Raw genomic sequence first — 13266 nt, 5'->3', positions numbered from 1 at the left:
GCCTGTGCATGAATCTGTGGATAAAATCGGCATGACCCTCACCCGCCCCCGGCTTCAGACGGCGCCTTCCACCCATCCCGCAGCGGCCCGGCACGAGCGCCAGCAATTGCTGCACTGCCTGCTGCAAGACTAGCCACCGTGCTGTCCGTGACAGCAAATGACATCCCATCATCAATTTTTCATGTCTGCGGGATTACACTGTGCTGAATTGTCATCTACAGCCAGTTAACTGCCATGCCCACTCCCGCACATCTGCAATATGAAAAACGCCTGGCCGCCGGCAAGGCGCGCCGTGAAAGCTGCTCCCGCACCCTGCAGGCGCAATGCCTGCTCAGCCCGCAACGCGACGTGGTGGACATGCTGCGGCAGACCTCCGCAGGCCGGGTACCCTCGCTGATTCCCCTGCGCTACAGCCGCATGCAGGCTTCGCCCTTTGCCTTCTTCCGCGGCATGGCCATGATCCAGGCCGCCGATCTGGCCGCCACCCCCAATAGCGGCATCACCCTGCAAACCTGCGGCGATGCCCACCTGATGAACTACGGCTTCTTCGCTTCGCCGGAACGCCAGCTGATGTTCGACATCAACGACTTCGACGAAACGCACCAGGCACCGTGGGAATGGGACATCAAGCGCCTGGCGGTCAGCGTGGTGCTGGCGGCGCGCAATCGCGGCTTCAGCAATGCGGCAGCACGCCAGGCGGTGTGCCAGCTGGTGGGAACCTACCGCAAGCGCATGCAGGAATATGCCCAGATGAGCCAGCTGGAGCTGTGGTACTGCAAGGTGGGTTTCGAACAATTACTGCAGCGGGCCAATAGCGACAGCATCCGCCAGCAGCTGCTGAAGCTGGCGGACAAGGCACGCGGCCAGACCCAGGAAAAACTGCTGCCAAAGATGACGGTACTGGAAGACGGCAGCCTGCGGCTGCGCGACAACCCGCCGGTGATCTTCCACATGCAGCAGCAAGACCAGGTCTGGGGCAATGATGAGCACTGGCTGGGCGATGGCAGCTCACACGACTTGCTGCACACCATGCTGGCCGAGTACAGCGCCACGCTGAAAGAAGACCGCCGCACCCTGCTCAGCCGCTTCCGGCTGGTGGATGCCGCCTTCAAGGTGGTGGGGGTGGGCAGCGTCGGCACCCGTTGCCTGGTGATGCTGCTGCAGGATGAATACGACCAGCCGCTGTTCCTGCAATTGAAAGAAGCACGCAACTCGGTGCTGGAGCCCTACACCCAGCCCTGCGTGCACGGCCACCAGGGCAAGCGTGTGGTATTTGGCCAGCGGCTGATGCAGGCAGCCAGTGACCTGTTCCTGGGCTGGACGACCGGGCCGGGCGACCGTCATTTCTATGTACGCCAGCTGCGCGACATGAAGGCAGCACCGGCACTGGAATCATTCGACTCGGCGGAAAGCCTGGCGGCATTCGGCCAGGCCTGTGCCTGGGCACTGGCACGCGCCCATGCCAAATCCGGTGGCCGTGCTGCGGAAATGGCCGGCTATATCGGCCAGTCGGACAAATTCGACCAGGCCATCGCCAGCTATGCCATGAGCTATGCCGATCAGGTGGAGCTGGATTTTGCAGTTTTTACTGCCGCTTTGGCCGAACACAAGCTATAAGTGAATCATCCGCCGCCAATAAAGAGCGACTAGGGGTTTTCAGCAGTTATTCCGGCCTGACCCTGCGTTTAGTATTAACAATGCCCCGGTATATTTACCGGGGCAACTTACAGAAGATGCCATCTTAAAGAACTCACTCCACGCCAAGGACTGCCATCGTGCGCGTCAATACCCGTCTGCTCATCATCATTGCTGCCAGCCTGATCGCGCTGATCGCCCTGGCAGCCACTTCGCTGTACATCACCCGCAGCACGCTGCAGAGCGAAAAGCGCGAGCAGATCACCCTGTTGCTGCGCATGGCGGAGAACACGCTCGACTACTACGCCAAACAGGAAGTCAGCGGCAAACTGAGCCGGCCACAGGCACAGGACATGGCACGCAAGGCGCTGAAGGCACTGAAGGTGGACGACATCTACTTCTTTGCCCGCGACAGCGACAACCGGCTGGTGCTGCATCCCAAGGCTGACCGTGAAGGCAAGGTGGACATGGGCAGTACCGTGCCCGATGGCCGCACCACGGTAGCCGTCTACAACGAAGCACTGCAAAAAGACCATTACGGCATCGTCACCATCCTGACCTCGCGCGGGGCAGGCAAGGAGCAGCTGCCCAAGCTCAACGGCGTGGTGCGCTTCGACCCCTGGGGCTGGACGGTGGGCACCGGCTTTTTCATTGACGATATCGACGCCCTGTTCTGGCGTCAGGGCACCATCCTGCTGCTCATCAGCGGTCTGTCGGTGCTGGCGCTGGTCGTGCTGGGCAGCGCCATGTCGCGCAGCATCGTGCGCTCGCTGGGCGGTGAGCCCGGCTACGCCGCCCAGGTGGTGCGCCAGATTGCCCAGGGCGACCTGACCGAACAAATCCGGGTCAACGGCCCGCCGCACAGCCTGCTGGCCGCCATGCACGACATGCAGCAGAAGCTGCGCGAAATGATCAACCAGATCCGTCAGTCCACCGACGATATCGGCCAGGCCGGCCAGCAGCTGTCGGCACAGATGAACAAGGTGGACGAAGTGTCCGGCATTGCCAGCAACTCCACCGCCTCCGCCGCCGCCTCCATCGAACAGCTGTCGGTCAGCATCGATCATGTCAAGGACAATGCCGGCGGCTCGGAAGAAGGTGCCCGTCGCTCCAGCCAGCTGGCACGCGAGGGTGAGCTGGTGGCCAAGGAAGCCGCCAGCGGCATCGAATCCATCGCCACCCAGGTGGGCGATGTCAGCGATCTGGTCGGCAGTCTGGCCGAACGCACCCGCAATATCAGCGGCATTGCCGAAACCATTCGCGACATCGCCAACCAGACCAATCTGCTGGCGCTGAATGCCGCCATCGAGGCCGCCCGCGCCGGTGAAATGGGCCGCGGCTTTGCCGTGGTGGCCGACGAAGTACGCAAGCTGGCCGAGCGCACCGCCAGCGCCACCAATGAAATCACCAGCATCGTCCAGGCCGTGGTGGATGAAACCGGCAGCGTGGCCGGACGCATGCAGGAAATCCGCCCCGCGGTGCAGCTGGGCGTGGGCAAGGCCAATGAGGCCGCCCAGACGCTGGATACCATCAGCCGCCAGGCACACAGTGCACTGGAAAGCCTGCATTCGGTGGTAAGCGCCATGACCGAGCAAAGCCAGGCCGGTGCCAATATCGCCGTCAGCGTGGAACAGGTGGCCGGCGTGGTGGAGGAAACCCAGAGTTCGGTCAAGCTGGCGGTCCAGGCCATGCAGAATATCGACCAGCACGCCCGCCAGTTGCAGCAGTCGGTAGCACGCTTCCGGCTGTAAGCGCTTTTCCCTGCCTGTGATCAAACCGGTCCTGCCTGCAAGCAGGGCCGGTTTTTTCATGTGCCATGGCCGGTCGCAGTGATATCGCGCTTGCCCTCCCCCCTGCCGGTGGCATAATGCCCACAGGGCTCAGCCCGCAAAATCAAAAAAATGCAGCACCGACAGACAGGCAGATAGATGAAACAATCGAGAACACTCCAGGGGAGACCTGCATGTCCCAACACTCCATCGCGGCTGCTCAAGCCGAATGGTTGATTCAGCAAAACGTCCGCGACGTTGAGCTGGCCTTTGCCGATGTCAGCGGCTTTGCCCGCGGCAAAACCCTGCCCGCCAAGGCCCTGATCAAGGGCCAGGAATTGCGCATTGCCCGTGCCGTCGCCATCCAGACCTGCGTGGGCGAATTTCCCGACTACCGTTTCTATGGCGAAAACGACCCCGATGTCGTGCTGCGCCCGGATTTCGCCACCCTGCGCCCGGTACCCTGGGCCAAGACCCCGCGCGCCATGGTGGTGTGCGACAACATTGATCACGATGGCAGCCTGTCGCCGCTGGCACCGCGCTCGGCGCTGAAAAACATTCTGGCGCGTTACCAGGCCCGTGGCTGGACCCCGGTGGTGGCACCGGAGCTGGAGTTTTACATCTTCGATGCCCACGCCAATCCGGAGCAGCCCTTCCAGGCACCGGCCCTGCGCACCGGCCGCCGTGAAACCGGCTTCGACGCCTTCAGCTTTTCCACGCTCAACGATCTGGAAGGCTTTTTCGACGACCTGTACCGCGCCTGTGAGCAACTGGGCATCCAGACCGACACCTATGTGCACGAAATGGGCCCCAGCCAGTTCGAGATCAACCTCAAGCATGGCAATGCGCTGGAGCTGGCCGACCAGACCTTCCTGTTCAAGTACGCGCTGAAGGAAATCGGCTACCAGCACGGCCTGACCGTGGTCTGCATGGCCAAGCCGCTGCCCGGCCAGCCCGGCAGTTCGATGCACCTGCACCAGAGCGTGGTGGATGGCCAGGGCAATAATGTGTTCAGCCAGGCCAATGGCGAGGCCAGCGCCGAATTCTTCCATTACATCGGCGGCCTGCAACAGTATCTGCCGCACCTGATGCCGCTGTTCTGCCCCAGCCCCAACTCCTTCCGCCGCTTCGTCAAGGGTCTGGCCGCACCGGTGAATGTCAGCTGGGGCGTGGACAACCGCTCGGTAGGCATCCGCGTGCCGGTATCCGGCCCGGAAGCCCGCCGCGTGGAAAACCGCCTGCCCGGCTGCGATGCCAATGCCTACCTGTCGCTGGCGGCCAGCCTGGGCGCCGGCCTGCTCGGCGTGGAAGAAAAATGCAGCCCGAGCGAGCCGGCTGTCGGCAATGTCTTCAACAATGCCGATGCCGCCACCCTGCCCAATACCCTGGATGCCGCCTGCGCGCTGATGGCCGCCCATGACACGGCCGAACGCCTGTTCGGCAGCGAATTCAACGCCGCCTATCTGGCCGTCAAGGAAGTGGAACTCAGCCATTTCCACAACCAGATCACGCCATGGGAGCGCCAGTACCTGGCCACCCTGTCCTGATCCGGCAGCCCTGGCAGGGACAACGGCCTGACGCCTATACGCGCCAGGCCGTTCTGCATGGGGCCGACCGCGCAGGATTGACCCTCTCCCGCCCCTGTCGCACCATTGCCCCTGTGCTTTTCACACCGCCCGCGCGCGCTGCGGGAGGCCACCGCTGATCCAGCCCATCGCCAACGAGGTCCGAATTCATGTTGTTACGCAGTCTGCTGCTCTTGCTGTGCGCCCTGCCAGCCCTGGCGGAAACCGCAGCGCCGGAAGCCGCCAGCGGCTTTAGCCCCCGCCCCGCCGTCAGCGCACGCAACAGCATGGTAGCGACCGCCAATCCCTACGCCAGCAAGGCTGCGCTGGAAATCCTGCAACGCGGTGGCAGCGCCATCGATGCGGCCATCGCCGCCCAGCTGGTGCTGGGCCTGACCGAGCCACAATCGTCCGGCATCGGGGGCGGGGCCTTCATGCTGTATTACGACGGCCACCGGCTCACCAGCTTCGATGGCCGGGAAACCGCCCCGGCCACGGCGGATGGCAAGCTTTTCCTGCAGGCACAAGGCCAGCCCATGGACTTTTATCAGGCGGTGGTGGGGGGACGTTCGGTGGGGGTGCCCGGCGTGCTGGCCATGCTGAAGCTGGCACACCAGCAAGGTGGCCATCTGCCATGGGCCAGCCTGTTCCAGCCGGCCATCCGCCTGGCGCAACAGGGCTTCGCCATTTCACCACGGCTGTACACCCTGCTGGCTAACGACCGGTTTCTGCGCGAGGACGCCGCTGCCCGCCGCTATTTCTACCAGCCGGATGGCCAGCCCAAAGCCATGGGCAGCCTGCTGAAAAACCCCGAGTATGCGGCAACGCTGGAGCAGATCGCCCGCCATGGCCCGCGCGCCTTCTACCAGGGCGAGATCGCCACGGCCATCATCGACAAGGTCAACCAGCATCCGCGCAACCCCGGCCGCATGCTGCCGGCTGATCTGGCAGCCTACCAGGCCATCGAACGCAAACCGCTGTGCGCCCCCTATCGCAGCTGGCAGGTCTGCGGCATGGATGCACCCAGCTCCGGCGGTGTGGCCGTGCTGCAAATGCTGGGCATGCTGCAACGCTTCCCGCTGGCGGGCATGTCGCCCACCGCCGGCTCCACCATCCATTTGTTTGCCGAAGCGGGCAAGCTGGCCTTTGCCGATCGCAACCGCTATCTGGCCGACCCGGCTTTTGCCAGCGTGCCCAGCGCGGCACTGGTCGCCACCGATTATGTGCAGCAGCGCAGCCTGTTGATCCGGCCGGAACGCAGCATGGGCACGGCCAGCGCCGGTGAGCCGGCCGGCGTCAAATTATCGGCCTATGGCAGGGATAGTGCAGTGGAGCTGCCCTGTACCTCCCACCTCAATGTGGTGGACCGGCAAGGGCGGGTGGTCAGCATGACCAGCTCAATTGAAGACCAGTTTGGCAGCCGCATGCTGGTCAAGGGCTTTTTGCTGAATAACCAGCTGACGGATTTTTCCTTTGCACCGGAAGACCACGGGCTGCCGGTAGCCAACCGGGTGGAAGCCCGCAAACGGCCGCGCAGCAGCATGTCGCCCACCATGGTGTTCGACAGCAAGGGCAAGTTCCTGCTGGCCACCGGCTCCCCCGGCGGCAGCCAGATCATCGGCTATGTTGCCCAGACACTGATCGCCCTGCTGGACTGGAAGCTGGATCCGCAACAGGCCGTCAGCCTGCCGCACTACGGCAACCGCAACGGAGCCACCGAACTGGAAGCGGGTCAGGGACTGGACTTGCAGGCCAGCACGCTGACGGCGCTGGGGCATCAGGTAAAAATGGTGGACATGACCAGTGGCCTGTCGGCACTGGTCAGGACGGGTAATGGTTATACCGGTGGTGCGGATCCACGCCGCGAGGGGCTGGTACTCGGCCGCTAGGGCTAGCGGCGGCTGGCCTGCAGGCGCTTGGCCAGTTGCTCGATCGCACCATCGCGGCTGATCGGCGGGATATTCTGGTGCTGCTCGGCCATGATCCACTTTTCCACCACCGAACGGTCGCCACGGGCGGCCTTGAGCAACAGGCCGAAAGCGTGGCCGGTGCTGTGTTCCAGCGGCTCCAGGGGCCGGGACTGGGTATGTGCGGCATAGATGCGGCTATCGTCCGCCACCTTGTTGTTTTTGCGCTTGCCCGACTTCAGACTCCAGGCAACGATGGCGGCAATAACGAGCAAGGACAGCAAGGCAAAGATCAACATGATGTAAAACCATCCTCCTTGGTATGCAAATGGGTCGGGCCGGAATAGCGGCAGACCATGGGTTCACGCATTAAACGCGGCCCATGGTCTGTTCGAGTTTGTTATAGATCAAATGCATAACAATTAGTTCGGAGAGTCTTTCTGCCGCCGCGAGTATCCTAAAATCAAACAGGGCATTCAGCCGCTTCAGGACGCCGGGCAAGGCCTCATGCCGGCCGACAGTACCGCCATCTGACCTGGCGCGAGCGACGGTTTTACGAGGAGCACTCCATGTATCAACACATTGTTATTGCAGTAGATGGTAGCCGAACTTCTGCAAAGGCTCTAGCCGAGGCACTACGTATTGCCAAAACGGCACAATCCAGCGTGTCGCTGGTGCATGTGGCCAGTTTGCGCGACATGGCCATCGAGGGCGTGGGTGCGCTGGACACCCATCAGCTGCATGATCTGGCCTTCCGTCAGGCGCGCGAGTTGCTGGACAAGGCAGAAAAACAGGCCATCAACGAAGGGGTCAGCCGGGTGGACTGCCATATCGCAGAAAGCTGGGAAGGCGGCAAGGACATGGCGGATGCCTTGATCCGCTTTGCCGACAGCCGCAAGGCCGAGTTGATCGTCATCGGCACCCATGGCCGCAGCGGACTGGCTCATCTGCTGCTGGGCAGCTTTGCCGAAAACGTCATGCGCAAGACCCACTGCCCGCTGCTGGTGGTGCGCGGCGAGGAAGACTGAAACCGCCGGCCGCCTCACTCGCAAGATCCCACCGCACCGTCAGGCCACAGGCAAGGTGGCCGGTGCCATCCGCAGAGTGCATGACGCCTCTGCGGATTTTCTTTGCCTGCTCAATAGACCGCCCGGCGTGCCAGCACGAAAAACTCGCGGTTGCCGTCGCCACCGGTCAACGGGCTGTCGAACCACTGCTCCACCTCCCAGTCCAGCTCGTCCAGGCAGTTGCTGATCTTGTCCTGCACCCCGGCGAACAGGCTTTCATCGCGCACGATGCCGCCATGTCCCAGCGCGCCGCGTCCCACCTCGAACTGCGGTTTGACCAGCCCCAGCAAACGGCCATTCTCCGCCAGCAAAGGCAGGGCCGACGGCAGGATCAGCGTCAGCGAGATAAACGACACATCGCACACCATCAGGTCGAAGGGCAAACCGTCATTGGCCTGCAGCAGGCTGCGGCCATCCAGTGCGCGCGCGTTCACCCCTTCAAAGCAGCGTACGCGCGGATCATCCCATAGCCTGGGATGCAACTGGTCGTGACCGACATCCACGCCCACCACATACTCGGCCCCGGCCTGCAAGGCGCAATCGGTAAAGCCGCCGGTAGACTGCCCCACATCCAGCACCCGCCAGCCGGTGATATCCAGCCCGGCCTGGCGCAAGGCGCCATCCAGTTTCTGTCCGCCACGGGAGACAAAGCGGTCGGCCGGATCGGGCCGGACCTGCAAGGGAGTGCCAGCGGGAAATTTTGAACTGGCCTTGCTGATGATCTGGCCGTCCAGGCTGACCCGGCCGCTTTCCAGCAGGCTTTGTGCCGCTGTCCGGGAAGTGGCAAGTCCTTGTTCCACCAACAGAAGATCCACCCGCTTCATCACCGTTTCCTTGCATGCTTTTCAAAAGGCGACAGGTTGGCCAGTCCGCCGCATGCTGTCAAGCATCAACCCGTCTGGCGCGGCCAAGGCGGCGGGACAAGGCGCCGGTCAGGGCTGCGGCGGCCACCAGCTGATTCAGTATATTTGTTTACATCAATTTACTAATAATGTTATGGTAAAAAGGCAATGTATTGAATTCATTGAATTATCCATATGGCAGCCCACAGACTGCCGCCCATTTCAGGCTGCTGCGCCTGTTGCATGGCCGCTTGCCATGCCATCGCCGCCAGCTGACACCATCCGCCCGTCCCCTGCCCGGCCCTTGCGCCGGAGCGGGCGACAGCCCTGCCCCACCCTGCCAGTGAAGGCCACCCACCCCGGCGTTCTGCTGGCCGTCTAACGAAAGGAGACACGCTTGGTCTTGCGACTATCCCTGTTACTGACTGCCCTGTTTGTGCTGTTTGGCGCTCTTGCCCCACAGCAGCTGGCCGACACCACGGCCGCCCTGCTGAGCGATACCATTGCCCGCTTCGGCTGGTTTTACCTGCTTGGCGTATTCGGCTTTCTGGTGTTTGCCCTGTATCTGGCCTTTGGTCGTTTCGGCCATATCCGGCTGGGAAAAGCGGATGAGGCACCGGAGTTTTCCCGCGGCAGCTGGTTTGCCATGCTGTTTTCTGCCGGCATGGGCATCGGTCTGGTGTTCTGGGGCGTGGCCGAGCCGCTGTCCCACTTCGCCAGCCCGGCCAGCGCAGCCATCACGCCGCAGTCGGCCGAGGCAGCCCGTGCCGCCATGCGCTATGCCTTTTTCCACTGGGGCCTGCACCCCTGGGCCATCTATAGCCTGATGGGGCTGGTACTGGCCTATTTCAAATTCAACCGTGGCACGCCGGGGCTGATCAGCGCCGCCTTCCGCCCGCTGCTGGGCGCACGGGTGGATGGCCCCATCGGCAAGGCGATTGATACCCTGGCCGTACTGGCCACGGTATTCGGCGTAGCCACTTCGCTGGGCTTTGGCACCTTGCAGATCGAGAGCGGACTGCTCAAGCTGTTTGGCCTGCCGGCTTCGCCCTGGCTGACCTTTGCCATCGTCGCCATTGCCACCGTGCTGTTCCTGCTGTCCTCGCTCACCGGCCTGGCACGGGGGATCAAGTGGCTGTCCAATCTCAACATCCTGCTGGCCTGCGGCCTGATGCTGCTGCTGATGGTACTGGGCCCCAGCGGTTTTATCTTTGATACCTTCACCACCACCTTCGGTGATTATCTGGGCAATCTCACCAGCATGAGCCTGCGCATGTCGCCCTTCAGCCAGAGCAGCTGGATGGCCAGCTGGACGCTGTTTTACTGGGCCTGGTGGGTGACCTGGGCACCGTTTGTCGGCATGTTCATCGCCCGCGTCTCGCGTGGCCGCACCATACGCGAATTCGTGGTGGGGGTGATGCTGGTGCCGGCCCTGGCCAGCTTTGTCTGGTTTGCCGTATTCGGTGGTACGGCACTGGAGCTGCAATTGTTTGGCGGGGCCGACCTGGTCGGCGCGGTAAAACAGGATGTTTCCACCGCGCTGTACGTGATGTTCGACTATCTGCCGGGTGGGCGCGCGCTATCCATGCTGGCCATGTTGCTGGTGGTCAGCTTTTTCGTCACATCGGCCGATTCCGCCACCTTTGTGCTGGCCATGCTGTCCTCCGGCGGTTCGCTCAATCCGGGACACCGGGTCAAGCTGGTCTGGGGCGTGCTGCTGTCGGCCATTGCCCTGGTACTGCTCTCGAGCGGCGGGCTGAAGGGCTTGCAGACCATGTCCATCGTGGCAGCGCTGCCCTTCATGCTGATCATGATCGGCATGGCGATTTCACTGTACAAGGCCCTGGCCGAGGATGAGGATGCCGCCCGCCGGCGCCAGATCCAGCGCCGGCAGCAGCTGGATGCCCTGCTGGCGCAACAGCAGCCACCACGCTGAGCGGTAGCGGCGACAAAGCTTGGTTGCCAGGTGTGCTTGGTGCGATGATGTGCGCATTGCAACAAGGGAGCACAAGATGGATACACACCAACTGGATGCCGCGGAAGTGCGGGTACTGGGCGCACTGGTCGAAAAACAGGCGCTGACACCGGATGCCTACCCGCTGACGCTGAACAGCCTGTCTTCCGCCTGCAATCAGCTCACCAGCCGCGAACCGGTGATGCAGTTGTCCGATGCCGAGCTGAGTGCCGCCCTGGACGGGCTGATGACGAAAAAGCTGGTCACCGAGCGCCTGCCGGCCGGCAGCCGGGTGGCCAAGTATGAGCATCGCCTGAACTATGAATGGAATATCGACGGCGCACGGCAGGCTGCACTGGCGCTGCTGATGCTGCGCGGCCCGCAGACCAGCGCGGAAATCCGCACCCGCTCCGGCCGCATCTACAGTTTTGCAGGCGTGGAAGAAGTGGAAGGGGCGCTGGAAGCACTGGCCGACAAATACCCGCCGCTGGTGATGAAACTGCCGCGCCAGCCGGGTGAGCGCGAAGCGCGCTGGTGCCACCTGCTCAGTGGCGAACCCAGCCAGAGCGAACTGAGCGCCGCGGCCATCATCGATGTCGGCGTTGCCGGACGGGTGGCGGCGCTGGAAGCCGAGGTAGCCGCCCTCAAGGCCCGCTTGCAAGAACTGGAACACCGCCTGGGCGAGTAAGCGCCGCCAACACCCGCCCCGTTGTGGCATTGGCCCGGGGGGTGCGCGATCTTGCTCGCCGCGCCAGGCCCTGCGGTTGGTCGGTAATCGCAAAGCCCCGCCAGGGCGGGGCTTTGTGCATTACGGCAAGGCGCAACTATTTGGGCTCAAAGATGGCGTAGGTCTTGCGCGCCGGTTCCAGCACTTCCCACACCCCTTCGAACCCTGCCGGAATGACGAAGTGGTCGCCGGCATACAGCTCCACACTGTCACCCTGCTTGTCGGTCAGCCGCACATAGCCTTCCAGCAGGGTGCAGAATTCGTGCTCACTGTATTTCACTTTCCAGCTGCCACGGCCACCGCTCCAGATCCCGGCATGAAACTGGCCGCTGGGATCGGAGTAATGGTTCTCCACGGTCTGGGCGCATTCACCTTCGATACGACGCTCGTCCGCCGCGTTGAACTGTTCGACCCGCACCGGGTTGCGTTGAAACACGATGATGTCGCTGGCCTGTGTCATGTCTGCTCCTTTTGTGAGTATTTGATCAAATTTGTCACAAAGCGCAGCGGCTGTCCAAGGTTTTGCACGCACCACACTGGGGAGGGCATGGCCCCAGCATGGCGCAGATGGCGTCGTCAGCTGCCATGGCCCGGTGGCGGGCCATCATTGAGCTTCAGCTCCCAATAGCCCACGTCCAGCCAGCGGCCGGCCTTCCAGCCCACCTCGTGAAACGTGGCCACCTGACGGAAGCCCAGACCCTCGTGCAGGGCGATGCTGGCCTCATTGGGCAGGACGATGCCGCCGATGGCCATGTGCACCCCCCGTGCGCGCAATTGCTGCAGCAAGGCGCGATACAGCCGGCTGCCCAGGCCCTGGCCGCGGGCGGCGGCGGCAAAATACACCGAGGTTTCCACCGCAAAGCGATAGGCATGGCGCACCCGCCAGCGCGTGGCATAGGCATAGCCCAGCACTTCGCCATGCAGCTCCACCACCAGCCAGGGCAGGCCCTGCTCGTCCACCTTGCGCATGCGCTCGGCCATGTCCTGCTCGCTCACTGCCTGCTCTTCAAAACTGATGGTGGTGTCCAGCACGTAGGGATTGTAAATCGCCACGATGCTGGCGGCGTCGGCCAGCGTGGCCGGTCGGATGTGGATATCTTGGCTCATGCTCAGGGTCTGGGACGGGATGATGCTGCCGGGTGCTGCAAGAAACGCGCCAGTCATGCTGGAACCGTCCAATCGGGAAAGTATTGCCGGCGCAGCCGCTCGACATAAGCCTGCAGATTGGGGTGCTGCCGCAGCGCCTGCTGGCTGGGGGTGTCGCCCAGTGTGCCCAGCCAGGCGGAAGCGAGAAAGGCAAATACCGTGGCATCCAGCCAGCTGGGTGCCGCGCCCAGCATATAGGGCTGCTCGCCCAGCAGGGTGGCCAGGCTGGCGACATCCAGTTGCAACAGGCGCTGGCGTTCGGCCGGACTGAAGCGCCCCAGCCCCTGGGCCTGCAGGCTGGCACGCACCTTGCGCCGCACCATGGCCATGATCGGCGCGCGCAACAGCCGCGGCACGCGCTGGAAAAACTGCGCCGGGCCACGGGCAAAGGTGGCGTCATCCAGCCAGCGTTCATGCACCACGCACCAGTACAGATGATCGCTGCACAGGCATTCCACGCTCCAGGCCAGCGCCTTGTCAGTCTCCGACAGCCCGGCGTCCAGGCTGATGCCATATTGCTCGGCCAGATAAAGGCGGATCAGCGTGGAGTCCGGCACGCGCCGGTCATCGTCATCAAGATAAGGCAGCTTGCCCTTGGGCGCCCGGCGCATGCTGCCGGGCTGCTTGCGATATGGCAGTCCGGACAGCTTGAGC

The 13266-nt window shown here is 63.1% G+C and carries 12 protein-coding genes; 7 read left to right on the top strand and 5 right to left on the bottom strand.

What is annotated here, in order from left to right; genetic code table 11:
* Positions 1-234: 234 nt before the first annotated feature.
* The 4 genes from JHD64_RS19500 to ggt all read left to right on the top strand — a co-directional run bounded on the left by JHD64_RS19500 (position 235) and on the right by ggt (position 6858).
* Positions 235-1617 carry a DUF2252 domain-containing protein gene (locus JHD64_RS19500; protein WP_059286877.1) on the top strand — a complete coding sequence of 461 codons (1383 nt, stop codon included), beginning with the start codon at positions 235-237 and terminating at the stop codon, positions 1615-1617.
* A 158-nt stretch (positions 1618-1775) separates the two neighbouring features.
* On the top strand, positions 1776-3386 hold the full coding sequence (locus tag JHD64_RS19495) for a methyl-accepting chemotaxis protein (RefSeq protein WP_199055145.1): 1611 nt from the start codon (positions 1776-1778) through the stop codon (positions 3384-3386).
* 212 nt (positions 3387-3598) lie between these two features.
* Positions 3599-4951 (top strand): glutamine synthetase family protein, encoded by a 1353-nt coding sequence (locus tag JHD64_RS19490; RefSeq protein WP_110313043.1) that lies wholly within the window; start codon positions 3599-3601, stop codon positions 4949-4951.
* Between the two features lie 188 nt (positions 4952-5139).
* Positions 5140-6858, top strand: a complete 1719-nt coding sequence (gene ggt, locus JHD64_RS19485) for a gamma-glutamyltransferase (RefSeq protein ID WP_059286875.1) — start codon at positions 5140-5142, stop codon at positions 6856-6858.
* A 2-nt stretch (positions 6859-6860) separates the two neighbouring features.
* Here ggt and JHD64_RS19480 read toward each other — a convergent pair whose 3' ends face one another.
* Complete coding sequence (locus JHD64_RS19480; protein WP_059286874.1) at positions 6861-7175, bottom strand: hypothetical protein; 315 nt, start codon at positions 7173-7175, stop codon at positions 6861-6863.
* Positions 7176-7445: 270 nt separating this feature from the next.
* On the opposite strand from JHD64_RS19480, the gene JHD64_RS19475 reads away from it, so the two are divergent.
* On the top strand, positions 7446-7904 hold the full coding sequence (locus tag JHD64_RS19475; protein ID WP_082693584.1) for a universal stress protein: 459 nt from the start codon (positions 7446-7448) through the stop codon (positions 7902-7904).
* A gap of 110 nt (positions 7905-8014) precedes the next feature.
* Here the strand turns inward: JHD64_RS19475 and JHD64_RS19470 are convergent, their stop codons facing one another.
* Positions 8015-8767 (bottom strand): TlyA family RNA methyltransferase, encoded by a 753-nt coding sequence (locus JHD64_RS19470; RefSeq protein WP_199055134.1) that lies wholly within the window; start codon positions 8765-8767, stop codon positions 8015-8017.
* Between the two features lie 415 nt (positions 8768-9182).
* Between JHD64_RS19470 and JHD64_RS19465 the strand changes: the two genes are divergently transcribed.
* Both JHD64_RS19465 and JHD64_RS19460 read left to right on the top strand, forming a co-directional pair.
* Positions 9183-10721 (top strand): BCCT family transporter, encoded by a 1539-nt coding sequence (locus tag JHD64_RS19465; protein ID WP_199055132.1) that lies wholly within the window; start codon positions 9183-9185, stop codon positions 10719-10721.
* A 76-nt stretch (positions 10722-10797) separates the two neighbouring features.
* Positions 10798-11427 (top strand): YceH family protein, encoded by a 630-nt coding sequence (locus JHD64_RS19460; RefSeq protein WP_199055131.1) that lies wholly within the window; start codon positions 10798-10800, stop codon positions 11425-11427.
* A 136-nt stretch (positions 11428-11563) separates the two neighbouring features.
* Here the strand turns inward: JHD64_RS19460 and JHD64_RS19455 are convergent, their stop codons facing one another.
* The 3 genes from JHD64_RS19455 to JHD64_RS19445 form a co-directional block, all read right to left on the bottom strand.
* The gene (locus JHD64_RS19455) at positions 11564-11926 is read right to left on the bottom strand and encodes a cupin domain-containing protein (RefSeq protein WP_199055129.1); all 363 of its coding nucleotides are present in this window, start codon (positions 11924-11926) and stop codon (positions 11564-11566) included.
* A 116-nt stretch (positions 11927-12042) separates the two neighbouring features.
* A complete protein-coding gene (locus JHD64_RS19450) occupies positions 12043-12573 on the bottom strand; it encodes an arsinothricin resistance N-acetyltransferase ArsN1 family B (RefSeq protein ID WP_199055127.1) in 531 nt (176 codons plus the stop codon).
* A 53-nt stretch (positions 12574-12626) separates the two neighbouring features.
* Positions 12627-13266 (bottom strand): glutathione S-transferase family protein (locus JHD64_RS19445; RefSeq protein WP_199055125.1); only part of this gene is annotated, 640 nt, incomplete at its 5' end.

This window comes from Aquitalea sp. ASV15, assembly GCF_016429115.1.
Taxonomy (GTDB): Bacteria; Pseudomonadota; Gammaproteobacteria; order Burkholderiales; family Chromobacteriaceae; genus Aquitalea; species Aquitalea magnusonii.
The sequence above is the reverse complement of the archived record's forward strand: the minus strand, read 5'-3'. Positions and strand labels throughout refer to the sequence as shown.